19 protein-coding genes are annotated in these 24,122 nt (G+C 61.8%); 8 read left to right on the forward strand and 11 right to left on the reverse strand.

The genetic code is table 11. The features are described 5' to 3' along the window. Position 1 precedes the first annotated feature (1 nt). From iolD to iolC, 6 genes are all read right to left on the reverse strand, one after another. Entirely contained in the window at positions 2-1,933 is a 1,932-nt protein-coding gene (iolD, locus tag V5F23_RS15755; protein WP_212802671.1) for a 3D-(3,5/4)-trihydroxycyclohexane-1,2-dione acylhydrolase (decyclizing), read from the reverse strand. A 168-nt stretch (positions 1,934-2,101) separates the two neighbouring features. Continuing rightward, entirely contained in the window at positions 2,102-2,923 is an 822-nt protein-coding gene (locus V5F23_RS15760; protein WP_047738878.1) for a TIM barrel protein, read from the reverse strand. 33 nt (positions 2,924-2,956) lie between these two features. After that, complete coding sequence (locus V5F23_RS15765; RefSeq protein ID WP_047738879.1) at positions 2,957-4,459, reverse strand: CoA-acylating methylmalonate-semialdehyde dehydrogenase; 1,503 nt, start codon at positions 4,457-4,459, stop codon at positions 2,957-2,959. Between the two features lie 30 nt (positions 4,460-4,489). Continuing rightward, positions 4,490-5,299: a 5-deoxy-glucuronate isomerase gene (gene iolB, locus V5F23_RS15770; protein ID WP_042732354.1), complete on the reverse strand. Its 810-nt coding sequence runs from the start codon at positions 5,297-5,299 to the stop codon at positions 4,490-4,492. Continuing rightward, positions 5,296-6,189, reverse strand: a complete 894-nt coding sequence (iolE, locus tag V5F23_RS15775) for a myo-inosose-2 dehydratase (RefSeq protein WP_123578961.1) — start codon at positions 6,187-6,189, stop codon at positions 5,296-5,298. Before iolE ends, iolB begins: the two co-directional genes overlap by 4 nt. A 213-nt stretch (positions 6,190-6,402) precedes the next feature. After that, entirely contained in the window at positions 6,403-8,340 is a 1,938-nt protein-coding gene (iolC, locus tag V5F23_RS15780) for a 5-dehydro-2-deoxygluconokinase (RefSeq protein WP_123578960.1), read from the reverse strand. Between the two features lie 311 nt (positions 8,341-8,651). Here iolC and V5F23_RS15785 point away from each other — a divergent pair, with 311 nt between their 5' ends. Next, the gene (locus V5F23_RS15785) at positions 8,652-9,575 is read left to right on the forward strand and encodes a MurR/RpiR family transcriptional regulator (protein WP_042732351.1); all 924 of its coding nucleotides are present in this window, start codon (positions 8,652-8,654) and stop codon (positions 9,573-9,575) included. Between the two features lie 28 nt (positions 9,576-9,603). Beyond that, a complete protein-coding gene (locus tag V5F23_RS15790; protein ID WP_212802672.1) occupies positions 9,604-10,215 on the forward strand; it encodes a glutathione S-transferase in 612 nt (203 codons plus the stop codon). A gap of 603 nt (positions 10,216-10,818) precedes the next feature. Here V5F23_RS15790 and hcnC read toward each other — a convergent pair. Genes hcnC through hcnA form a run of 3 tightly spaced genes read right to left on the reverse strand, consistent with a single transcriptional unit; the run spans position 10,819 to position 13,812 of the window. Then, a complete protein-coding gene (gene hcnC, locus V5F23_RS15795; RefSeq protein WP_338495547.1) occupies positions 10,819-12,093 on the reverse strand; it encodes a cyanide-forming glycine dehydrogenase subunit HcnC in 1,275 nt (424 codons plus the stop codon). After that, entirely contained in the window at positions 12,086-13,492 is a 1,407-nt protein-coding gene (hcnB, locus tag V5F23_RS15800; RefSeq protein ID WP_212802673.1) for a cyanide-forming glycine dehydrogenase subunit HcnB, read from the reverse strand. Before hcnB ends, hcnC begins: the two co-directional genes overlap by 8 nt. Continuing rightward, positions 13,489-13,812 (reverse strand): cyanide-forming glycine dehydrogenase subunit HcnA, encoded by a 324-nt coding sequence (gene hcnA / locus V5F23_RS15805; protein WP_042732931.1) that lies wholly within the window; start codon positions 13,810-13,812, stop codon positions 13,489-13,491. The genes hcnB and hcnA overlap by 4 nt, the downstream gene beginning before the upstream one ends. Positions 13,813-14,094: 282 nt before the next feature. On the opposite strand from hcnA, the gene V5F23_RS15810 reads away from it, so the two are divergent. Next, positions 14,095-14,778, forward strand: coding sequence for a response regulator transcription factor (locus tag V5F23_RS15810; RefSeq protein ID WP_042732930.1), 684 nt, complete (start codon positions 14,095-14,097; stop codon positions 14,776-14,778). Next, entirely contained in the window at positions 14,756-16,141 is a 1,386-nt protein-coding gene (locus V5F23_RS15815; protein WP_123578957.1) for a HAMP domain-containing sensor histidine kinase, read from the forward strand. Before V5F23_RS15810 ends, V5F23_RS15815 begins: the two co-directional genes overlap by 23 nt. A gap of 65 nt (positions 16,142-16,206) precedes the next feature. On the opposite strand, the gene V5F23_RS15820 is transcribed toward V5F23_RS15815, so the two are convergent. Both V5F23_RS15820 and V5F23_RS15825 read right to left on the reverse strand, forming a co-directional pair. Beyond that, entirely contained in the window at positions 16,207-16,455 is a 249-nt protein-coding gene (locus tag V5F23_RS15820; RefSeq protein ID WP_042732515.1) for a DUF1652 domain-containing protein, read from the reverse strand. A 241-nt stretch (positions 16,456-16,696) separates the two neighbouring features. Next, positions 16,697-18,181 carry a helix-turn-helix transcriptional regulator gene (locus V5F23_RS15825; RefSeq protein WP_042732516.1) on the reverse strand — a complete coding sequence of 495 codons (1,485 nt, stop codon included), beginning with the start codon at positions 18,179-18,181 and terminating at the stop codon, positions 16,697-16,699. A 246-nt stretch (positions 18,182-18,427) separates the two neighbouring features. Here V5F23_RS15825 and V5F23_RS15830 point away from each other — a divergent pair, with 246 nt between their 5' ends. The 4 genes from V5F23_RS15830 to V5F23_RS15845 all read left to right on the forward strand — a co-directional run bounded on the left by V5F23_RS15830 (position 18,428) and on the right by V5F23_RS15845 (position 24,090). After that, positions 18,428-19,567, forward strand: a complete 1,140-nt coding sequence (locus tag V5F23_RS15830; RefSeq protein WP_338495550.1) for an RHS repeat-associated core domain-containing protein — start codon at positions 18,428-18,430, stop codon at positions 19,565-19,567. A gap of 199 nt (positions 19,568-19,766) precedes the next feature. Further along, positions 19,767-20,876, forward strand: coding sequence for an RHS repeat-associated core domain-containing protein (locus V5F23_RS15835; protein WP_212802675.1), 1,110 nt, complete (start codon positions 19,767-19,769; stop codon positions 20,874-20,876). A gap of 503 nt (positions 20,877-21,379) precedes the next feature. Beyond that, on the forward strand, positions 21,380-22,681 hold the full coding sequence (locus tag V5F23_RS15840) for an OprD family porin (RefSeq protein ID WP_338495552.1): 1,302 nt from the start codon (positions 21,380-21,382) through the stop codon (positions 22,679-22,681). Between the two features lie 587 nt (positions 22,682-23,268). Beyond that, positions 23,269-24,090, forward strand: a complete 822-nt coding sequence (locus tag V5F23_RS15845; protein WP_047738886.1) for an NAD(P)-dependent oxidoreductase — start codon at positions 23,269-23,271, stop codon at positions 24,088-24,090. Positions 24,091-24,122 lie beyond the last annotated feature (32 nt).

The following is a 24,122-nucleotide window of genomic DNA, read 5'->3' on the forward strand; positions in this document are numbered from 1 at the left end:
GTTAATATTGGCGAGCTTCGGCCAATCGTTCATTGAGGGCTTTGGCGGCGGCGTCGGTGCGGGCGCTGGTGGACACTTGCGCCACGCCGACCCGCCACCAGGACAGGTAGCTGTGGATCATGGTCTTGGGCAGGACCTTGATGTCGATCAGGGTGGACACAGTCTGCAACCGTGCATCGGCCAGGGCCGCGTGCAGTTCGTCAAGGGTGCGGACCTTGTAGGTCTTGCAGCCGTAGGCCGCCGCGCTCATGGCGAAGTCCACCGGGACGAAACCGCCATTGAGCTTGCCGGTGTCCGGGTTACGGAAACGGAACTCGGTGGCGAAGCTGTCCATGCCGTTGCCCATCTGCAGGTTGTTGATGCAACCGAAGGTCATGTTGTCCAGCAACACCACGTTGATCTTGCGCCGCTCCTGGATCGAGGTGGCCAGCTCCGAATGCAGCATCATGTAGGAGCCATCGCCCACCAGCGCGTACACCTCTTTATCCGGCTCGGCGAGTTTCACCCCCAGCGCCGCATTCACCTCATAGCCCATGCACGAATAACCGTATTCGAGGTGATAGGTGTTCACCCCCTTGCTGCGCCAACTGCGCTGCAAGTCACCGGGCAAGCTGCCGGCGGCGGCGACGATGATCGCGTCATCGGCGAGGCTTTCGTTGAGGGTACCCAGCACGCGACTCTGGGTCAGGCAGGAGCCGGTAAGTTCGATGAATTCGCGAAACACCGCCGGGTCCAGGTGATCGCGCACCTCCGGGACGAAATCCTCGACCTGGTAATCGGCCTGGTAGACCCGATCCACCTCGGCGTCCAACCGGGCCTTGGCGTCGGCGACTTGGCCGCCCCATTCGGCGCGATAGTCGCCGAGCACGCCGGCCAACGCCTCCAGGCCCACGCGCGCGTCGGCCAGCAACTGCACGCCGTCGAGCTTCACCGCATCGCACGGGCTGACGTTGAGGTTAAGGAATCGCACGCCCGGCTGGCGGAACAGCCATTTGGAGCCGGTGGTGAAATCGCTGTAGCGCGTGCCGATACCGATGATCAGGTCCGCCTCCGCGGCCAGCAGGTTCGCCGCCAGGCAACCGGTTTCGCCCACACCTCCGACGTTCAGCGGATGGCTGGAGACCACCGCGCTCTTGCCGGCCTGGGTTTCGGCGAACGGAATCTGGAAGCGTTCGGCAAACGCCTGCAAGGCGGCATTGGCCCCGGAATAGCGCACGCCACCGCCGCAGATGATCAGCGGCCGACGCTTGCCCTTGAACAGCGCCAGGGCGTCGTCGAGCATCGCCTCGGTGGCCGGGCGACGGTCGATCCGGTGTACGCGCTTTTGCAGGAAGTAGTCTGGATAATCGTAGGCCTCGGCCTGCACGTCCTGGGGCAGCGCCAGGGTCACCGCGCCGGTCTCGGCCGGGTCGGTGAGCACGCGCATGGCCTGGATCGCGGCGCTCATCAGCTGCTCGGGGCGGTTGATGCGGTCCCAATATTTGCTCACGGCCTTGAACGCATCGTTGGTGCTGATGCTCAGGTCGTGGAACTGCTCGATCTGTTGCAGCACCGGGTCCGGCTGGCGGCTGGCATAGACGTCACCGGGCAACAGCAGCAATGGAATGCGATTGGCCGTGGCCGTGGCGGCAGCGGTCAGCATGTTCGCCGCGCCGGGGCCGACCGACGAGGTGCAGGCGTAGATCCTGCGCCGCAGGTGCTGCTTGGCGAACCCGATGGCGGCATGGGCCATGCCTTGCTCGTTGCGGCCCTGGTGCACCACCAGATCGCCGGCGTCCTGCTCCAGCGCCTGGCCCAGCCCCAGCACATTGCCGTGGCCGAAAATGGTAAACACCCCGGCGACGAATTTGCTCTGAACACCATCGACCTCGACGTACTGGTTATCGAGGAATTTCACCAGGGCCTGGGCCATGGTCAGTCGTGTTGTGGTCATGCTTGCACCTATCCTGGAATGCAAAAATCTGGCGGCTGGCGCAGAACCTTGTGGGAGCGAGCTTGCTCGCGAAAGCGGTGTACCAGGCGAACTCGAAGTTGAATGTGCCATTGCTTTCGCGAGCAAGCCCGCTCCCACATTTGGATCTGCGTCAGGCCAACAATCGTGTCAGGCCTGCGGGTTTTGCAAATGGCTCATGCTCGCCCCCAGCGCCTGGCGGATGTCGGCCAATTCATGGATGCTCTCGGCGAAGGGCTCGAAGGACAGGTAGCCGTCATAGCCTCCGGCCCGCAACGCCTGGATCTGCGCGGCGTTGCCGAGAATGTCGGCCTCACCCACCAGCACCCGGTGGCCGTCGCGGATCGTCGCCAGCGGGGCCTGGGCATCCTCGACACCGGAGATGTGCACCAGGCCGGTCAGTTCGGGAAAGAACGCCTGCTCGCCCGCCAGGTGATGGTGGAAGGTGTCGTGCACCAGGCGGAACACATCCAGTCCGCCCACCGCCTCGATCGCCGCCACCGCCGTGCCCTTGCGCCGCAACGAACATTCTTCGAAACCCAGCGGCTCAATGAAACCGTAGATGCCGAAGGCCCGCAGGATCGGCGCCAGTTCACCCAACGCGGTGCGCAGGCCGGCCGCGCGTTGCGCTTCGCTGCGCGGATCGGCGCGATCGTTGAGCGGGCACATCACCAGCCCCTCGGCGCCGCACTCGCGGGCGTAGTCGGCCAGCCGCACGGCTTGGGCACGGCGTTCGTCGTTCCACACATCGAAGGGGTACAGGGCATTGATCGACAACACCTTGATGCCGCGTGCCTCGCACAGCGCACGCACCTGGGCCGGCGGCATGCCGTCTTCGATCTCGACGCCCTTGAGGTCGTTGCGGATCTCGATGGCATCGGTCTTCAACGCCAGCGCCAGGTCGATGAAGGCCGGCAGCGACAGGCGCGGGGCGACCATTCGGTTCAGGGCAAAACGCAGGGGTTTGTTCATTGTTGTTATCCCTCCGGCATTCGTACGAGCAGGTTATTGGGCAGTCGGCATGCTGAACTCCGGGCCCTTGGCGATGCTGTCGGGCCAGCGTTGCATCACGCTCTTGTAGCGGCTGTAGAAGCGCAGCCCTTCTTCGCCATAGGCGTGGTGGTCGCCGAACAGCGAGCGCTTCCAGCCGCCAAACGAATGCCAGGCCATGGGCACCGGGATCGGCACGTTGATGCCGACCATGCCAACCTTGATGCTGCGGGCAAACGCCCGGGCGATGCCGCCGTCACGGGTGAAGCAGGACACGCCATTGCCGAACTCGTGGGCGTTGATCAGGGCGACCGCCGTGGCGAAATCCGGCACGCGCACGATGCCCAGCACCGGGCCAAAGATCTCCTGCCGATAGATGCTCATCTCGGGGGTGACCTGGTCGAACAACGTCGCCCCGACAAAGAACCCCTGCTCGGCGCCGGGCACCTTGAAGCCTCGCCCGTCGACGATCAGGCGCGCGCCTTCGGCCACGCCCGAATCGATGAACCCCTCCACCTTGGCCTTGTGTTCGGCGGTGACCAGCGGCCCCATGTCGGTGCCCGGCTGCTGGCCGTTGCCGACCTTCAGTTGATCGATGCGCGGCAACAGGCGGGCGATCAGTTCATCGCCCACGTCACCCACCGCCACGGCAATGGAAATGGCCATGCAGCGCTCGCCGGCCGAGCCGTAGGCGGCGCCGATCAATGCATCGGCCGCCTGGTCGAGGTCAGCGTCGGGCATGACGATCATGTGGTTCTTCGCACCGCCCAGGGCCTGCACGCGCTTGCCATTCGCCGTGCCCTGCTGGTGGATGTATTCGGCGATGGGCGTGGAGCCGACGAAGGAAACCGCTTCGATGTCCGGGTGCTGCAACAGCGCATCCACCGCCACCTTGTCGCCCTGGACGACGTTGAACACGCCGTCCGGCAAGCCGGCTTGTGTCAACAACCGGGCCATCAGCAGGCTGGCGGATGGGTCGCGTTCCGAGGGTTTGAGGATGAAGCAGTTACCGGCCACCAGCGCCAGCGGGATCATCCACAAGGGCACCATCACCGGGAAGTTGAACGGCGTGATGCCAGCGCAAACGCCCAGGGGCTGGCGCAGGTTCCAGTTATCGATGCCGCCGCCGATGTTGTCGCTGAAATCGGTCTTGAGCAGGTTGGGCGCACCACAGGCGTACTCGACGATCTCGATGCCCCGGGTGACTTCGCCGTGGGCGTCGGACAGCACCTTGCCGTGTTCCCGGCTGATGATCGCGGCCAACTCGTCATGGTGGCGGTCGAGCAGTTCCTTGAACTTGAACATCACCCGCGAACGGCGCAGCGATGACTGTTCGGACCAGGCCGGGAACGCCGCCAGTGCCGAGGCGACCGCAGCCTCGACAGTGGCGGGTTCGGCCAGCGCGACCCGTGCCTGGACCGCACCGGTGGCCGGGTTGAAGACCGGGCTGAAGCGCGTGGCGTCGCGTTCCTGCACCTGTCCGTTGAGGTAATGGCCTACTACCGGGGCGTCGCTCATTGTTCCTGTTCTCCGTGGGGATGGTGCAATTCAGAGGTCCAGCAGCCAACTGTGCTGCGGGTCGTTGTGAAACTGCCAGACGCGCTTGGGCCCGGCCATGACGTTCAGGTAGTACGACTCGTACCCGTAGGGCACACTGACCGGGTGATAGCCCTTGGGCACCACCACCAGGTCGCTGTTCTCCACGGCCATGGCCTGGTCGATGCTGCGGTCATCGGTGTAGACCCGCTGGAACACAAAGCCCTGGGCCGGGTTGACCTGGTGGTAATAGGTTTCCTCCAGGAAGCTCTGGTGCGGCAGGTCGTCGGTGTCGTGCTTGTGGGGCGGGTAGCTCGACGAGTGTCCCGATGGCGTGCGCACTTCCACCACCAGCAGCGAATGGGCCGGCTCGCTGTCCGGCAGGATGTCGCAGACGTAGCGGGTGTTGGCACCCTTGCCGCGCACGCTGCGCTTCATGCTGTCGGGGCGGATCAGCCGTGGAGCGTAGCGATCCCCGGCTGCCCCCGGCGCCGCACACACGGCGAGTTGCACGTCACTCAGGGCGGTGACCTGAGCCTGGCTGCCGGGCGGCAGGTACGCGGCGTAGGGTGACTTGTCCTCGAACACCGATTGGCGGTCGCCCAGGTTGTCCCAGTCGAACGCGCCCTGCCCTGGCGCCTCGCCCTTGAGGCTGATGCGACCGCTGAGCAGCACCAGGCACAGTTCCTTGTCATCGGCCGCCACCGCGAGGGTTTCGCCCAGGCTCAGGCGATAGGCGGCGAAGCCGACGTATTCCAGCTCGCCGGCGGGCAGCTCGACCATGGTCCGGCCGCTGGCGTGGCTCTTGATCAACAGGCTCATGACGCACTCCTTTCCTGCAACAAGGCGCGCAGGGTCTCGTAGCCTTTTTTGGCGTAGGCGTAACTCGGCGCGACGGCCGGATCCTGCTCGGCTTCCACCACCAGCCAGCCCTCGTAACGGGCAGCCAGCAACACGTCCAGCAACGCGGCAAAATCGATGTCGCCATCGCCCGGCACGGTGAAGGTGCCGTTGATGATGCAGTCGGGAAAGCTCCAGAGGTGGTTGCGCGCCAACTGCACCACCGGTTTGCGCACGTCCTTGAAATGCACGTGGCAAATACGCTCGATGTGTTTGCGCAGCACCTGCAAGGGTTCGCCGCCGCCCATGTAGCAGTGGCCGGAATCGAACAACAGGCCCACCTCGCTGCCGGTCAGGGCCATCAGCTTGTCGATGTCCGAGGGCGACTCGACGTAGGCGCCCATGTGGTGGTGATAGCCCAGGCGCACGCCCCTGGACAGGGTGAAGCGCGCCAGCTCGGTGAGTTTGTCGGCGTAGCCTTGCCAGGCGTCGTCGGTGTGAAAACGCGGCCGTTCGACCAGGGGAATCCGCTGGCCCTGGATCGAATCGGCCACTTCGCCGTACACCAGCACCGTGGCGCCGTTGTGCGCCAGCAACTCGACATGGCTGGCAATGGCGTCGATTTCCTCGGCTGCCGAACGCTGGGCCAGGCGACCGGAATACCAGCCGGAAACCAGGGCCAGGTCATAGGGCCGCAATACATCGCCAACGCCCTTGGCGTCCTTGGGAAACTTGCCGTTGAGCTCGAAGCCTTCGTAGCCGATGGCTTTGCCTTCGCTCAGCGCGGTGCTCAACGGCGTCTCACCGCCCAGGGAAGGCAGGTCGTCGTTGCTCCAGGAAATCGGGTTGATGCCAATTCGAATAGCGGGCATGGCTGCACCTTTTTATTGTTTTCAAACTGAATGTCGAAAGCCATTTGTGAATACATAACTGTGGCGAGGGGATTTATCCCCGCTGGGCTGCGAAGCGGCCCCTCGAACGGCTGAATGTGGGCTGCCTGACACACCGAGTTGTAGGGTTTTGGGGCTGCTTCGCAGCCCAGCGGGGATAAATCCCCTCGCCACAAAAAAGCTCTTGCGCCGCTGTCACGCCCGCGCCGCCCGCCACGCCTCGATCAATTCCACGAACCGGTCTTGCACCTGCCGGATCAGCGTTTCATCGTCGATTTCCCCGGCCATCCACGCTCGGCTCGGTTCCTGGAAGATCGTGCGGCCTACGGCGAACCCTCGGCAGGTGGTGCTCTGGCTGGCCTGGCGAAAACCATCGGCCAGCGCCGTGGCTGGGGCGTTGAGGCCCAGCAAAACCACGCCGCGGCAATACGGGTCGCGTTGCTGAATCAACTCGTCGAGCTGCTCCCATTCCTGCTCGCTCTGGGCCTCGATCTTCCACCACGCCGGGTAGATGCCCAGGTTGTAGAGGCGCTTGAGGGCGCGATACAGCACGTCCGGGTGCGGCGACGGATGATCCTTGGGCGGAATGACTTCCAACAGCAATTCATGGCCGCTGACCTGGGAGGCCTTGTACAACCCCATCAACTGCGCTTCCTGTTCGAGGCGCAACAGCGGCTCGTCATCGGGGTGGAATTGCACCAGGCACTTGATGATCTGTTCCTGCGGCCAGGCGATCAGGTTGCTGCCGATGGAACGCCCATGTTCGAACGCCAGCGGGCGCGAACCCTGGACTTCCACCGGCCGCGCGACCCACCAACCGCGCCCGGTGGCCGCATTGAGCGAATCCTGGCCAAATCGCTGGTCAGCCAACAGGCCGACATCGGCCTCGACGCCCTGGCGTTGCAAATCGGCTTCGACCCGCTCCACCGCCTGGATGAACAGTTGCTTGAGCTGGCCGATGCTACTCAGGTCGCGGCCGCCCTTTTGCGCCAGTTCCACTAACTGTCCACGGTGGTCGAACGCGAAAATGAACAGTTGCTTCCAGGCTTTGCGCGGCACGCTGACCTGATGCAGGCGTTGCAGCACGGCGTCCTGGTCCGGCCGGGTGATCGGCACCGGGCTGCTGAACAGGTAGTCGAGCTCCGCCCGGGTCGGCATGGCCGGGGCACAGGCATGGCGCGACACCACCAGGCCGCCGCAGGCATTGGCCAACTGGCAGCAACGCTCGTCACTGGCGTCCTCCAGCCAACCGGCGAGAAACCCCGACATGAAGGCGTCGCCGGCGCCCAGCACATTCAGGACTTCGACTCGAACGCCCGGGTAAATCGCGCCGTCTTCGAGCCGCGCCGGGATCGCCCCATGGATCACCGTGCAGCCCTGCGGGCCGAGCTTGACCACCAGGGTCGCCGCCGTCAGCGAACGCACGGTGCGCAGGGCCGTGAGCAAGTCTTCGCTGCCGCCAGCGATCAGAAACTCTTCCTCGGTGCCGACGATCAGGTCGAAACGCGGCAGGATGCCTTGCACGTGCCGGCTGACGTTCTGGTCGGCGACAAAACGGGTCTGCCCGTCGGCCTTGCCTGTCAGGCCCCAGAGCACCGGCCGATAGTCGATATCGAGGATGCGCTTGACCTGGTGCTTTTGCGCATAGTCCAGGGCCTGGATGCTGGCCTTATAGACGCCGTCGGTGGAGAAATGCGTGCCGGTGATCAGCAGGGCCTTGCTGGAGGCAATGTAAGACTCGTCGATGTCTTCGGCCCGCAGCGCCATGTCGGCGCAGTTTTCGCGGTAGAACACCAGGGGAAAGGTCTCACGATCCTTGATCCCCAGCAGGACCATTGCTGTCAGGCGTTGCGGATCGGCCTTGATGCCGCTGACATCGCAGCCTTCGCGCGCCAGCGATTGCACCAGGAAACGGCCCATGTGGTCGTCGCCCACTCGGCTCAGCATCGCCGACTTGAGCCCCAGGCGCGCCGTGCCGAACGCGATGTTGGCCGACGAGCCTCCCAGGTACTTGGCGAAACTGCTGACATCTTCCAGGCGTGCGCCGACTTGCTGCGCATAAAGGTCCACGCCCAGGCGTCCCAGGCAGATCACATCCAATTGACGCCCACTGGCAAAACGAGTCTGGCCCATGCTGGCTCCTGTTATTTTTATCAGCCTGCGCATGCCGCCGAAACCGGCGCCAACGCTCTTGGTGGGTGCAGACTAAAACGAGCCGCGGGCAATAATCAATAATTATTCTATATATTTTTTACGTGGAATATTTTTTCCAATACGCTATAGCCGAAGCGGACCAGACGCAGTGCATCGTTTCAGCAGCGGCGCCAACGTTGCCCTACCCATGATTTTCCCAGCGCCTACGCTGTAGACTGCGATCAGCCAACCTATTGTCGAGGGCCGTGTGTGACAGCCGCCCTATAAGAACAAAGCCAGAAGGATTTTCTATGACCCGCCCCGATGATCTGCCGGCACCGTCCGAGCGCGCGTCCGACGCCACGCTCCCGAGCCCTCCGATCAATGCCGAGCGCCTGCTGCAACTGATTACCGAGGAGTACGAAAGCCTGCCCCGCCAGCTCAAGCGCATTGCCAGCTACATGAGCCAGCAGAGCGACCGGATCATGGTCGACCGGATCAGCGACATCGCCCGCGAATGCGAAGTGCACCCCTCGGCCATCGTGCGTTTCTCCCAGCGCTTTGGCTTCAGTGGGTTCAGCGAAATGCAGGCGCTGTTTCGCGAGGCGTACACCCACAAGACCACGCCGGTGCAGAACTACCAGCAACGCATCCGCAGCATGATCGCCAACAAGTCGCAGAAAGCCAGTGGCGGCGACCTGGCCCGCGAATGCGTCAACGCGACCCTGTCGGGCATCGAACGCCTGGGGCTGGAGCTCGACGACCAAGCCTTCGAAAAAGCCGTGGACCTGGTGGTCAACGCCGACAACATCTATGTGGTGGGCGTACGCCGTTCGTTTGCGGTGGCCGACTACCTGGTCTACAACCTGCAACACACCAACAAGCGTATTCACCTGGTGTCCGGCCTGGGCGGCAGCTACCGCGAGCAGATGCGCAGCGTGCGGGCCAACGACCTGGTCATCGCCATCAGCTTCACGCCCTACGGCAAGGAAACCCAGCACTGCCTGCGCATCGCCCAGCACCACCAGGCCAAGACGCTGATCATCACCGACAGCAACCTGTCGCCCCTAGCCAAGCGGGCCAACGCGGTGTTGTTGGTGAACGAAGGCAGTTCGTTCGCCTTCCGCTCGTTGAGCGCCACGCTGTGCCTGTGCCAGGCGTTGTTCATTGCCGTGGCCTACCGGCTGGAGCTCAAGGTCGATGAGATCCATGAACAAGTCGGGTTCGAGGACTGATGTATCACCCACCGCTGAAGGAGAAGCCATGAAACTGATCGGCATGCTGGATTCGCCCTATGTACGCCGCACCGCCCTGTCCGCCAAATGCCTGGGCATCGCCCTGGAGCATGAGTCGGTTTCGGTGTTCCGGCATTTCGAGCAGTTCCAGCGAATCAACCCGGTGGTCAAGGCACCGACCCTGGTGCTGGACGATGGCAGCGTACTGATGGATTCGACGTTGATCATCGATTACCTGCAAACCCTGGCAGCACCAGGAAAGCGCCTGATGCCAGACGATGCCGGGCAGCGGTTGCGGTCACTGCGCCTGATCGGGTTGGCGCTGGCGGCGTGTGAGAAATCGGTGCAGATCTACTACGAACGCAACCTGCGGCCCACAGACATCCAGCACGCGCCCTGGGTAGAGCGAGTGGAAGGCCAGCTCGCGGCTGCCTATGGGATGCTGGAACAGGAACTGCAGCGAGCGCCGCTGCCCACTGATGGCACGCTGGATCAGGCCGGTATCACGCTGGCAGTGGCCTGGAGCTTCTCCAACCTGGTGGTGCCGGACCAGGTGGAGGGCCGGTCATTTCCATTGATCAGCGCCTATACCGCCTATGCCGAAGGGCTGGAAGTGTTCATCGACACCCCGATGCAGTAGGCATCGACGCCAACATACCCGCGGTCATCGCGAGCAAGCTCGCTCCCACAGGGGATGCTTGGTACGCCGCAAATTAAGCGTTCACCGCTGTCACCTGTGTGGGAGCGAGCTTGGTCGCGAAGACGGTGGCACAGCCGGCAGCATCATCCACTGGTACACCGCTTTCGCGGGCAAGCCCGCTCCCACAGGAGATAGTGGATTTCACGCAAATGCTGGACATCCCCCGACGCTTTTGTGGGAGCGAGCTTGCTCGCGAAGACGGTGGCACAGCCGGCAGCATCACCCACTGGTACACCGCTTTCGCGGGCAAGCCCGCTCCCACAGGAGATAGTGGATTTCACGCAAATGCTGGACATCCCCCGACGCTTTTGTGGGAGCGAGCTTGCTCGCGAAGACGGTGGCACAGCGAGCAGCATCGCCCACTGGTACACCGCTTTCGCGGGCAAGCCCGCTCTCACAGGAGATAGTGGATTTCACGCAAATGCTGGACATCCCCCGACGCTTTTGTGGGAGCGAGCTTGCTCGCGAAGACGGTGGCACAGCCGGCAGCATCACCCACTGGTACACCGCCTTCGCGAGCAAGCCCGCTCCCACAGCGGGGCTTCACGCTGGTTCCATTGCCTTCGCTTGTTTGACCGGGGCGACCTCGAAGCGGTCTGCCAGGAACGGCGTGATGTCCAGCGGCAACGGTTCGTGGTTCACCAGTTTATCCAGCAGCACGCCGGTGATGGCCGAGGTGAGGATGCCGGTGCGGAAGTGGCCGCAGGCGTTGAGGTAGCCCTCTACCCCGCGCATCGGCCCCAGGATCGGCAGCTCATCGGGCGAACCTGGGCGCAGGCCGGCCCAGGTTCGCTTCAGGTTGATGTCGGCCAGTTGCGGAATGCAGCGCATCGCGCCTTGCACCAGCCCTTCGATTTCCGGGTAGGTGGTGGTCACGTCGAAGCCTTTGTCTTCGGTGGTGCTGCCGATGAGGATTTCGCCGTTGTCCTTCTGCGCCACATAACAGTCGCTGGTGGTCAGGCAGCCGTTGAGGATCTTCGGCATGCGCTCGGTCAGCAGGATCTGCCCCTTGACCGGCTTGACCGGAATGCGCACGCCCGTGGCCTGCTCGCTCAGGTCCGCCGCCCAGGCACCGGCCGCGTTGATCAAGGTTCGGCAGTGGAAAGTACCCGCCTCGGCGGTGTTCACCCCGATGACCCGCGTGCCGCTGCGCAGCACCTCGATCACATTGGTATTGAAGAACAGGTCGACACCGTTCTGCCGCGCGCCTTCGGTGTAGGCGTCAGCCAGGCGGAACGGGCTGACCTGGTGATCGCACAGAAACTCCAGAGCGCCCTGGGCTTCATGGCTGACACTCGGTTCGGCCTCTCGCAGGGCCGCCTGGTCGAGCCAGCGCACCTGGTCCGCCAGGTGCGGGATGCAGGCGACGATGTGCTCGGCGTACGAGCGGTCTTCGTCGTCATAGATCACGAACTTGAGCCCGGTCTCCTCGAACTTGAAGTCCATGCCATGGTTCTCCATCAGCTCGCGGTGCAACTGGGGGTACAGCGCGTTGGATTGCAAGGCGAAATCGAAGAACGACTGCGGCAGGATGTGCGGCATGCTGGCGTCCACCGCCACCGCGGCGCCCTGGGTCTGGCGCTTGCGATTGGCCGACATCATCCGAAAGAAAATCACCCCGCAGCCCAGGCCCACCGACTCACCGATGGCCCACAGGCCGCCCGCCGAGGCACGGGTGGCATTGCCGGGACGCTTGGCGTCGATCAGGGCGATCTTCAGGTGCTTGCGCTTGGACAGTTGATAGGCGCAGGAGGCCCCGATCACACCGCCGCCGGCGATGACCACGTCATAGTCCTTGAGGTCTGGTTGCTTAGTCATGGTGGCTCTCCGTGCCAACGTCCTTGAACGCGGAAAAGGGAATCGGGTCGATCGGGAATCGCGGTCGCAGCCAACCCACATCGGCCCGCCCGGTGGCTTGACGCAAACGGTCGCTGCAATAGCCCACGCACATGCGCCCCTGGCAATCGCCCATGCTGACGCGGGTACGCATCTTAAGTCCGGCCATGTCCTGCACACCCTGCTCCAGGGCGCGATCGATGTCGGCGCGGGTGGCGTGTTCACAGCGGCAGATCACCGTGTCGGCCGCCGGCAAGGTAATCTGCCCGGCACCCCGCTGGGTGTAGCGATCCACGGCGGCGCGGAAGCGAATGATGCGATCGAGCTGTGCCTGGTAGCGCTCGCGCTGATCGAGGGCCGTGGCCGAATCCAGCTCGTTGCGTTGCAGCAGGATCGACAGCGCAGCGATGCGAGCGCTGAGCATGGCCGCTTCACCGCCGCGAATCCCGCCCATGTCGCCGGCCAGATGGATGTGAGCCTCGCTGCTTTGTTGCCAGGCGTCCGCCACCGCCCGCAGGTAACCGTCTTCGCTGAAGCCGTGCTCCAGGCCCATCTGCTGGCTCAGTTGGGTGCGCGGGATGAACCCGTAGCCGACCGCCAGCGTCTGGGCCGGCACCTGTTCGGCGCGCGTCAGGTCCGGTGCCCAGTTGTCGGCATATGGCGCGACGGTCACGCTGCCCAGCTCACCTTCGCCATGGGCCTCCACCACGCCCCAGCCATAGTGCATGGGAATGCGCTTGAGCTTGAGGTAGGCCAGCATGCCCAGGCCATCGAGGAACAGTTGCGGCTTGTTCAACAAGGCCAGGCTTTCTTTGGCAATCCGGCCGAATGCACAGGCCTCATAGACCCCGGCCACCGCCACCCCCGCCGCGTGCAACTGGCAGGCCACCAGCGGCAGCAACGGCCCCGTCCCGGCGATCACCACCGGGCTCGGCGGCTTGACCACCCCGCTCTTGATCTGCAATTGCAGGCCACCCAACAGCATCACCCCCGGCAGGGTCCAGCCCGGGAACGGCACGCTGCGCTCATGGCAACCGGCCGCCAGGACCAGATGCGAATAGGCCACTTCCCGCAGGCGCTCCTCGGCATCGAGGACCATCAGCGCTCGAAAGCCTTCGGCGCCGATGACCCGGCTGTTTACGTGCACCTCAATCAGTTGCGCGTAACGTTGGAATTCCCCATGGAGTTTTTCCAGGGCTTCACTGTAGCGTGCCCCCAGGTAATCCAGCTGCACACCCTCGCGCAGCGGCCCGCGATAGACCACGCCACCGAGGCGCGGCGCCTCTTCGAGCAAGGTGCAGCGCACCCCGTGGCGGGCGAGCTCGATGGCCGCCGCCATACCCGCCGGCCCACCGCCGACAATCACTGGCCCCAGGCTCATGGCGCCTCCGATTCGGTGATGCGGTTGGCCCGGGTTTCGATCTGCATGCCCGGGCGCACCAGGGTCTGGCAGGCGCGCCGCTTGTGGCGCCCGTCGATCTTGACCAGGCAGCACTGGCACACGCCCATGCCACAATAGGCGCCGCTGAGTTGGTCGTGATCGTTGCGGGCCACCTGGCGCTGGCCCAGGGACTGGATGACGGTGAGGACGGTTTCGCCCTCGGCAGCGTTGACGGCCCGACCGTCCAGGCGCACCGTCATGTCGGCCCGGGCCAATGGCTGGATATCAAATTTTCGGCGTAGAAAGTCTTGAGGTTGCATCATGCAGCTCTTCCTTGAAGGTTCAGTGAGGACTAGGCTCCTTGCGGTACATCATCCAACGATTCATGTCCGTCCCCTGCTCGCGACAACGCGCCAAAACAGGGCAACGGACGCATCAGGATAATGCGCGCGAAATTTATGTTAGGGATTATTTGTGACCAAGTGTTGATCCAGGCCAGGGAATCCGGCCGCCGGGCTCATGAACTTTTTTTCAGAAAGCCGACAGGTTTTCTTTGGCAGAATGCTGCGCAATAGCGCGAATTTCTCAACACGGTACCGCCCATGAATCGCATCCTGACCATTGAAGACGACGCCGTGACCGCCCGTGAAATCGTTGCCGAACTGACCCGCAACGGCCTGGACGTCGACTGGGTCGACAATGGCCGCGAAGGCCTGGAACGCGCGGTGAGCGGCGACTATGACCTGATCACCCTCGATCGCATGTTGCCCGAGCTCGACGGCCTGGTGATCGTCACCACCCTGCGCACCATGGGCGTGGCCACGCCAATCCTGATGATCAGCGCCCTCTCCGACGTCGATGAACGCGTGCGCGGCCTGCGGGCCGGTGGCGACGACTACCTGACCAAGCCCTTCGCCACCGATGAGATGGCCGCCCGGGTCGAGGTGCTGCTGCGACGCAACAATGGTGCCCGGGAACCGGAAACCGTGCTGCGGGTGGCGGACCTGGAGCTGAACCTGATCAGCCGCGAAGCCAGCCGCAACGGGCAATTGCTCAGCCTGCTGCCCACCGAATACAAGTTGCTGGAGTTCCTGATGCGCAACTGCGGGCAGATCCTGTCGCGCATGATGATTTTCGAGGAAGTGTGGGGCTACCACTTCGACCCTGGCACCAACCTGATCGACGTCCACATCGGGCGCCTGCGCAAGAAAATCGACCCGCCGGGCCTGGAACCGCTGATTCGCACGGTGCGGGGTTCCGGCTATGTCATTGCTGAACCCCGCTAAGGGCTGGCGCTCCTCCAGCAGTCGCCTGCTGGCGCTGTACAGTGCGCTGTTCGTGCTGTGGAGCGCGATCCTGATGGGCGTGATGTATTACGAAGTGTTTGGCTACCTCGACAACCTGGCCAAGCACTCCTTGATGCAGCGCCAGCACCTGTTCGCCCGGATCCACGGCGATCAACTGGAAGACGCGCTGATGGCCAGCCTGACGCTGGACGAGCGTGGCGTCGACGCCTACGGCCTGTTCGACCCGCAACTGCGGCATTTGAGCGGGCCGATCATGCGCGTCCCCGCCGACCTGCCGCTGGACGGCAAAATCCACATGCTCGGCGGCTGCGTCGACTCCGACGATCCCAGCCTTCCTTCCGACAGTTGCGACGCGGTGGCGACCCGCGTGCAGGACGGCCGCTGGCTGATCCTGGCGCGGGACAACGGTTCGCTGTTCGCCGTGACGCGGATCATCCTGCATGCATTGTTCTGGGGCGTCTCGCTGACCATCCTGCCGGGCATTGCCGGCTGGCATTTGCTGCGGCGCCGGCCGCTGCAACGCATCCGCAAGCTGCAAGCCAGCGCCGAGGCCATCGTCGCCGGGGACCTGAAGCATCGCCTGCCGCTGTCGAGCCGGCGCGATGAACTGGACATGCTGGCGGCGATCGTCAACGCCATGCTCGATCGCATCGAACGCTTGATGAACGAGGTCAAGGGCGTGTGCGACAACATCGCCCACGACCTGCGCACACCGCTGACCCGCCTGCGGGCGCAGTTGTATCGCATCCAGCAGCAAGCCCCGGACGGCTCGCCCGAAGCGTTGCAGATGGACCAGGTGATCGCCGAGACCGACACCCTGATGGCGCGGTTTCGCGGCTTGTTGCGGATTTCCGAACTGGAAGACCAACAGCGTCGTTCAGGCTTCGTGCGCCTCGATCCGTTGCAATTGTTGCAGGAATTGCACGACTTCTACCTGCCACTGGCCGAGGAAGGCGAGTTGACGTTCACCTTGGAGGTCCCCGACACCCTGCCCCTGCTCACCGGCGACCGGGCCTTGTTGTTCGAGGCGGTGTCGAACCTGCTGAGCAATTCGATCAAGTTCACCCCGGCGGGCGGCACGGTGATCCTGCGTGGGGTCGATCAGGGCGACAGTACCCGCATCGAAGTGCTCGACTCCGGCCCCGGCATCCCTGAAGCCGAGCGCAAGGCGGTGTTCCGGCGCTTCTACCGCGCCGAAGGCAGCAGCCAGCACGGCGGTTTTGGCCTGGGTTTGTCGATTGTCGCGGCGATTGTCAACCTGCACGGGTTCACGCTGGACGTGGGCAGGAGCGAATATGGCGGGGCGCGGTTGCTACTCGATTGTCGGGCGACGTTGTTGTAGCTGTAGCCGCCTATTACCTGCAAACCGTGGCGAGGGCGCTTGCTCCCTCGCCACGGTGGGTGCAGTCAGAGTTTGTCGTCTCGATGCAACGGCGTGTTCTGCAGCTCATAGCGCAGCTCGTCGATCAGCTTAGCCAGGCTTTCTTCGGAACGAACACTGTCCAGGCTCATGCCGCTGACCACGAGGTCTACCTCGCCACTGTCGCGGTGATAGAGGCGTACCGTGAGGGTGCCGTCGCCATTGAGGCTGCATTCGCAAGCGAGCGGCGAGAAGCTTTGTTCGAGGCGGGCGCGCAAAGGGGCCAATTGGGTCATGGGTTGCACCTCGGCATCAAGGTCGCAAGAGCGCGGTGGGAAAGTTCGGGTGGAGGACTTTTGCAGACATCCTGTCGATGGTACGGCTGTATCGTTTACTGCGCATTTAGGCGGTATTCCTTGATTGTTACGTAGGGGACGCGGCTTCACAAACATTGCCGCACTCTCCCAGCCTAGGGAGCCGGCATCCGCAGCAGAACCCGAATTTGCACCAACGCAGCCAGTGCATATGCACTGGCCATCAATGTGCCTTGTTGCGCCATTCGTTGGCGAACAAACCCCGCTCACGCGCCCAGACGATCGCCTCGCTGCGGCTATGGACATCCAGTTTGGAGTACAACGTCGCCACGTGATTGCGCACGGTATTGGGGGCCAGTTTCAGGCGCGCAGCGATTTCCTTGTCCGCCAGCCCCTGGCAGATCAGCCCCAGCACGTCACGCTCGCGAGCCGTTAGCTCGGTGAACGACGCCGAGGACAATGGCGCGTTGATGCTCTTCACGTTGGCCAGTTTTTCGATCAGGGTGCGGCTGAACCACGAAGCGTCTTTCATCACTTCCTCGATCGCCGCCACCAGTTCCAGCTCCGAGCGCTTGCGTTCGGTGATATTCATCAGCACCAGCAAGTAGCACGGCTTGTCCTGGATGACCACGGTGTCGGCCGCCACTTCACAGTCGATGCGCTCTCCCCCCTTCTTGTGCACCTTGACGTCGACACCGGAGACACTCGCGCTTTTTTCCAGCACGGCGAACAACGACGCACTGGCGTCCTTGTCGAGAAAGCCGATCTCTTCAACGGTCTTGCCCATCAACTCTTCGCTGGCATAACCGGTGGTGTTGACGAAAGCCTCGTTGACCTCCAGCAACAACTGCTCGGCCGTGCACACGAAGGTGGGCACCGGCGACAGGCGGAACGACTTGGCAAAGCGCTCCTCGCTCTGGCGCAGGGCGGTTTCGGCCTTGCGCCGGGGCTCCATGTCCATGAACGAAAACAATATGCAATCTTCGTCGTGCAGGTCCAGGGGTTGGCCGGCGACGATCACTTGCTTGCTGGTGCCATCGGGCAATTTCAACTCTGCCGCCATTTGCGGAATGGTCGCGCCCTGCCCCAGTCGCTCGACGGCCAGCTCACGCCGCTCGGCGGCTTCAAGCACGTCCAGCTCATACACCGAGCGCCCGATCACCTGCTCGCGGCTGTAGCCGGTCATTTCCAGGAAGCCCTGGTTGACCTTGATGTAGCGCAGGTCGCTGAGACGGCAGATCACCGCCGGTGCCGGATTGGCCCCGAAGGTTCTTTCAAAACGCTGCTCGGCGCTGGCCCAGTCGGTGGCGTCGCTGAGGATCAGCACCAGATACTCCGGCTCACCGCTGCGATCGGTCAGCACCATGCTGCGGATCCGGTGCACCCAGGTACGGTCTGGGTCAGCCTCGGGCGTGACTTCCACCAACACGTCGCTGAACTCATCGCCACGGGCCACTCGGGCGATGGGGTAATTGTCCTCGGTCAGCGGATGATTGTTGCGGTAGCGCAAATTGAAACGCCGGGCGTACTCGTCGGCATTAGTGCCCAACTCACTGATGGTCTTCACCCCGTGCATGGCCAGTGCCGCGTCATTGGCCCAGGCAATGGTCTGGTCGACTTCGACCAGCATCACCCCGTCCGACAGGCCGGCGATGATCTGCAGCAATTGGCGACGATTGGTATCGGTGTTCGGGACGTCTTGGTTCATCGGGTCTCCGTGTGATCAGCTCGCATGAAAAATACGACCACTCGTCGCGCTGGCACGTTCCCTATCGGCATGGCTGAAATCCACGCCCATTGCCTGCGCGGGGTCGCCAACCGGCAGTGCCTGGCCTGCTCGCGAAGAAGCCACCAACCCCACCCAAATCCCGCAAAACCTAACAGTTCTGCTAGTAGACGCCACCCCGCAAATCCCCGAGCCTGAGAGCATCGCCTGCCCCAGGAAGATCGCGCCATGCCCCCGTCATCGATGAAGGTCCTGTGCCGCTACCACTATGACCCCCTGGACCGCCTCACCGGCCTGATACCGCTGCAAAGCCCCGGCGTGCAGCGCTTCTATCAGAACGACGAACTGGTCAACGAAATTGACAGCGAGGCCCAACTGACGATTGTGCGCCATGGGGAACAGCCGCTGGCACAGCGGCTGAGTGTCATGGGTGTTAGCGAGACGGCGCTGTTAGCGACGGACCAACAGCGTTCGCCGTTGGTGGCTTTGACAGACACGGATTCGCAGCGGATGGCTTATACCGCCTATGGACATCGTTCAGGGGAAAGTGGGTTGAGTTGTTTGTTGGGGTTCAATGGTGAACGGAGTGACTCGGTCACAGGGCATTATTTGTTGGGACAGGGGAATCGGGCTTTTAATCCGGTGTTGATGCGGTTTAACAGTCCAGATGAGTTGAGTCCGTTTGGGGAGGGTGGGATCAATGCGTATGCTTATTGTGGTGGGGATCCGGTTAATCGGTATGATCCGAGTGGGAACGGTGCTTTGTTCTTTCTAAAAAACAGAACTACTTTTACACCTCCACCTACACCTACACCTACACCTACACCTGTTCCTGTTCCTGTTCCTGTTCCTGTTCCTGTTCCTGTTCCTAAAAGATTACACCGGCCGTGGGAGGATACCCCTAATAGTACGCACAGCCGACCAAACACCGTTTCTCTCTTGCTTCAGCACTCGTCACATCAGTCTTCCGTTACAGCCATGCCCGCCACTGTTCCAAATAATCTGCCTCCGACAGTTTCTGCGGGCGAAGCATATCGAAAAATCAAATTACCTCGAGAAGGAGCAGCTCGAAATACACTACCAAGAAAGTCAACGCGGACCCCGACACAGCAAGCTAATTATGAGAATAAAAGAACCCTTGCAGAGCAGGCACGCTATTACGATGACTATATGCCGCCGCATAGCCCAACAATGGGACTCGAGGTAGACAGGGAGCGTTACATATTACACAGTCAAGAACTACAACAACTCGAACTTATACAAGCGTCGAAAGAGGAAATCCATCGCGCAGACCACAATCGGAGACACGCGCTAAAGCGCCTTAAGCAAGGTATTTTGGAACAACATATTAAGAGGATTCGTAGGTAGGTACCGAATAATCTGGGCTCACCTCCATAGTCAAGAAAGGTCAGACACATCGGCTACATCCTTCTAGACTTTCAGCAGCGGGGCTCGTCCGCAACAGGACAAAGAGCGGCTCACTACCATGACTAACAGTTCTGCTAGTAGACGCACGTTCAGAAATCCCAGAGCCTGACAGCATCGCCTTCTCTAGGAAGAACCACCCATGCCACCGTCATCAATGAAGATCCTGTGCCGCTACCACTATGACCCTCTGGACCGCCTCAGCGGCCTGACACCGCTGCAAAGCCCAGGCGTGCAGCGCTTCTATCAGAACGACGAACTGGTCAATGAAATCGACAGCGAGGCCCAGCTGACGATTGTGCGCCATGGGGAACAGCCGCTGGCGCAGCGGTTGAGTGTCATGGGTGTTAGCGAGACGGCGCTGTTAGCGACGGACCAACAGCGTTCGCCGTTGGTGGCTTTGACAGACACGGATTCGCAGCGGATGGCTTATACCGCCTATGGACATCGTTCAGGAGAAAGTGGGTTGAGTTGTTTGTTGGGATTCAATGGTGAGCGGAGTGACTCGGTCACAGGGCACTATTTGTTAGGACAGGGGAATCGGGCTTTTAATCCGGTGTTGATGCGGTTTAACAGCCCGGATGAGTTGAGCCCGTTTGGGGAGGGTGGGATCAATGCGTATGCTTATTGTGGTGGGGATCCGGTTAATCGGTATGATCCTTCAGGAAACATCCCGTTTCATGTAATACAACGACTTAGATCCGCACTTCCACCAGCACAACAAGTCCCCTTGGACCTATCTATGCCTAGCGCGGCACTTGATTTAACTGTTTCTCGACATAATATCGCGCCATTATCCGCCTCGACTGATATTCTCAATCCTTCAGTTGCCCCAAGGACACGTAGTGTGGCGGCAAATCTAGAGCCCGAAAAGCTGGGTAGACAACCTCTTTACCGAAATCCAAATCCAACTCCAGCTCAGCGACGACAACAGCGTTTTTACGATAGACGCGTACAAGGTGCGCGGATGTGGGATCAATTTGTAAGAAACAATCCAGACACAACCATAGACGCTAAACCAAAATATCTAAGACGACTTGAATTCACTAACAAAAACCTGGAAGTTTTCCGAAAAGGTGGAACTGTACGAGGTTCAAGAGGCCAAAAAATGACGGACTCAAACCTTACATCAGCAGTTGCGAAAGCTAAACTTGCAGTTAAGAGCGATGCTTTTCGAACAGCCAAACCAGAACTGTTTAGAAAGACTGAGCGGGCCAACAGGACAAACAGGAAAATTCGTCAGCGAACATGAACCGGTACGTTCCTCTATAGGCACTCAGAATTGAGTTCAAGACAGCCCTACAGTAAGTGACCAGGCCAGCGGACGCAGACGCTCTTTTGTGGCGAGGGAGCTTGCTCCCGCTCGGCTGCGCAGCAGTCGTAAAACGGACTGGCACAGCGTTTCAGGTACACCGTGTCAACTCATGTTGGGGCGGCTGCGCCGCCCAGCGGGAGCAAGCTCCCTCGCCACAAGGGGCTGCCAGAGCCCCTTGAAGGGTTTATTCGACTAATGTCTTAGACCAGTCATCGCATGACCACGCCATCTTCGAAGCTCCGCGATAGAGCCGTCGCCAGGGCCCATCTCTGCACACCCTTGTGCTGAAACCATTGACCCAGCCTATTTTGAAGAAACCAGCCATTGGATAATTCCGATCATGGCCAGTTGACAACGCTTAGCGCCGACCAATAATCTTCCACATGTTGTACGACGACGTATGACAAATAAAAACAACAAAAAAGTAGGGAGCCGTCATAGTGAGCACACGTGTCCGTTTTTCCCCCGACCACCGTTCGACCCGCCGTACCCTCCGCACTACCAGTCCCACCCTGATTCTGCTCGGTTGCAGCAGCCTGGCCGCATTCCTTCCCACCATGGCCAATGCCGAAGGTTTCGTCGACGACGCCAAGGCCACGCTGACGCTGCGCAACGCCTATTTCAACCGCAACTTCACCAACCCGAACAACGCCCAGGGCAAAGCCGAGGAATGGACCCAGAACTTCATCCTCGACGCCAAGTCCGGTTTCACCCAGGGCGTGGTGGGATTCGGCGTGGACGTGCTGGGCCTGTACTCGGTCAAGCTCGACGGCGGTCGCGGCACGGCGGGTACGCAGTTGCTACCGGTGCATGACGACGGTCGTCCGGCCGATGATTTCGGTCGTCTGGGCGTGGCCCTGAAGGCCAAGGTGTCGAAGACCGAACTGAAGGTCGGTGAATGGATCCCGGTGCTGCCGATCCTGCGTTCCGACGACGGCCGATCCCTGCCGCAGACCTTCCGTGGCGGCCAGGTGACCTCCACCGAGATCAACGGCCTGAGCCTCTACGGCGGTCAGTTCCGCGGCAACAGCCCGCGCAACGACGCGAGCATGGAAGACATGTCGATGAACGGCCGGGGCGCCTTCACCTCCGACCGTTTCAACTTCGGCGGCGGCGAATACGCCTTCAATGAAAAGCGCACCCAGGTCGGGGTTTGGTACGCCGAGCTGTCCGACATCTACCAGCAGCAGTATTTCAACCTGACCCACAGCCAGCCCATCGGCGACTGGACCCTGGGCGCCAACCTTGGCTACTTCATCGGCAAGGAAGACGGCAGCGCACTGGCCGGTGACCTGGACAACAAAACCGCGTTCGCCATGCTCTCGGCCAAGTACGGCGGCAACACCTTTTACGTCGGCCTGCAGAAAGTCGGCGGCGATGACGCGTGGATGCGCGTCAACGGCACCAGCGGCGGCACCCTGGCCAACGACAGCTACAACTCCAGCTATGACAATGCCAAGGAAAAATCCTGGCAACTGCGCCACGACTTCAACTTCGCCGCCGTCGGCGTGCCGGGCCTGACCCTGATGAACCGCTACATCAGCGGCGACAATGTGCACACCGCTACCGTCGACGATGGCAAGGAATGGGGCCGCGAAACCGAACTGGCCTACACCGTGCAGAGCGGCGCGCTGAAAAGCCTCAACGTGAAATGGCGCAACTCGACGATGCGGCGGGATTTCAGCACCAACGAGTTCGATGAAAACCGCATTTTCATCAGCTACCCGATCAGCTTGTTGTAAGGCGGTTGCGGTGGGTCTGCTGACTCAGGTGGTGACGGTGCCACCGTCTTCGCGGGCAAGCCCGCTCCCACAGGGGATTTGTGCTGTACGCAAATCCCTGTGGCCGCTGAAGATCAGTGTGGGAGCGGGCTTGCTCGCGAAGGCATCGTCACATTCAACATCGATGCGGGCTGACCCAACGCTTTCGCGGGCAAGCCCGCTCCCACAGGGGATTTGTGCTGTACGTAAATTCCTGTGGCCGCTGAAGATCAGTGTGGGAGCGAGCTTGCTCGCGAAGGCATCGTCAAATTCAACATCGATGCAAGCTGACCCAACGCTTTCGCGGGCAAGCCCGCTCCCACAGGGGATTTGTGCTGTACGTAAATTCCTGTGGCCGCTGAAGATCAATGTGGGAGCGGGCTTGCTCGCGAAGGCATCGTCACATTCAACATCGATGCGGGCTGACCCAACGCTTTCGCGGGCAAGTTCGCTCCCACAGGGAAATGGCGGCGTAGATGGGTTCGGTCGTTACCACGGCAAGGACTTTTTCCAGCGGTCAAAACGGCAACCTATAACTGATACCTCTCACTGTTCGCTCAGGTAACTCCATGACTACCACACACATTCGTCATCCTTTCAATCGCCTGCTGTTGACCGGGGCCGCCGGCGGCCTGGGCAAGGTTCTGCGCGAACGCCTCAAGCCATTCGCCCGACACATTCGCCTGTCGGATATTGCCAACATGGCCCCGGCCATCGATGAAAGTGAAGAGGTGATGCTGTGCGACCTGTCCGACAAACAGGCCGTGCACCAGTTGGTGGAAGGCGTCGATGCGATCCTGCACTTTGGCGGCGTGTCGGTTGAACGGCCATTCGAAGAAATCCTCGGGGCCAACATCAGCGGTGTGTTCCATCTTTATGAAGCGGCCCGCAAGCACGGGGTCAAGCGGGTGATTTTCGCCAGCTCCAACCACGTGATCGGCTTCTACAAGCAGGACGAAGCCCTCGACGCCCTCTCCCCGCGTCGCCCGGACGGCTACTACGGTCTGTCCAAATCCTACGGCGAGGACATGGCCAGTTTCTACTTCGATCGCTACGGCATCGAGACCGTGAGCATCCGCATCGGCTCATCGTTCAGCGAACCGCAGAACCGCCGGATGATGAGCACCTGGCTGAGCTTCGACGACCTGACCCAACTGATCGAATGCTCGCTCTACACCCCCGACGTCGGCCACACCGTGGTCTATGGCGTGTCGGCCAACCGCGACGTGTGGTGGGACAACAGCCACGCCGCGCACCTGGGCTACCAGCCCAAGGACAGTTCGGAAATCTTCCGCGCCAAGATCGAGGCACAGCCCATGCCGGCCGCCGATGACCCGGCCATGGTCTACCAGGGTGGGGCCTTCGTCGCGGCCGGCCCGTTCGACGACTGATCCGACTGTTTTCATGGGATACGAATGCACAA

The organism is Pseudomonas sp. WP18 (assembly GCF_036689585.1).
GTDB lineage: Bacteria > Pseudomonadota > Gammaproteobacteria > Pseudomonadales > Pseudomonadaceae > Aquipseudomonas > Aquipseudomonas chlororaphis_E.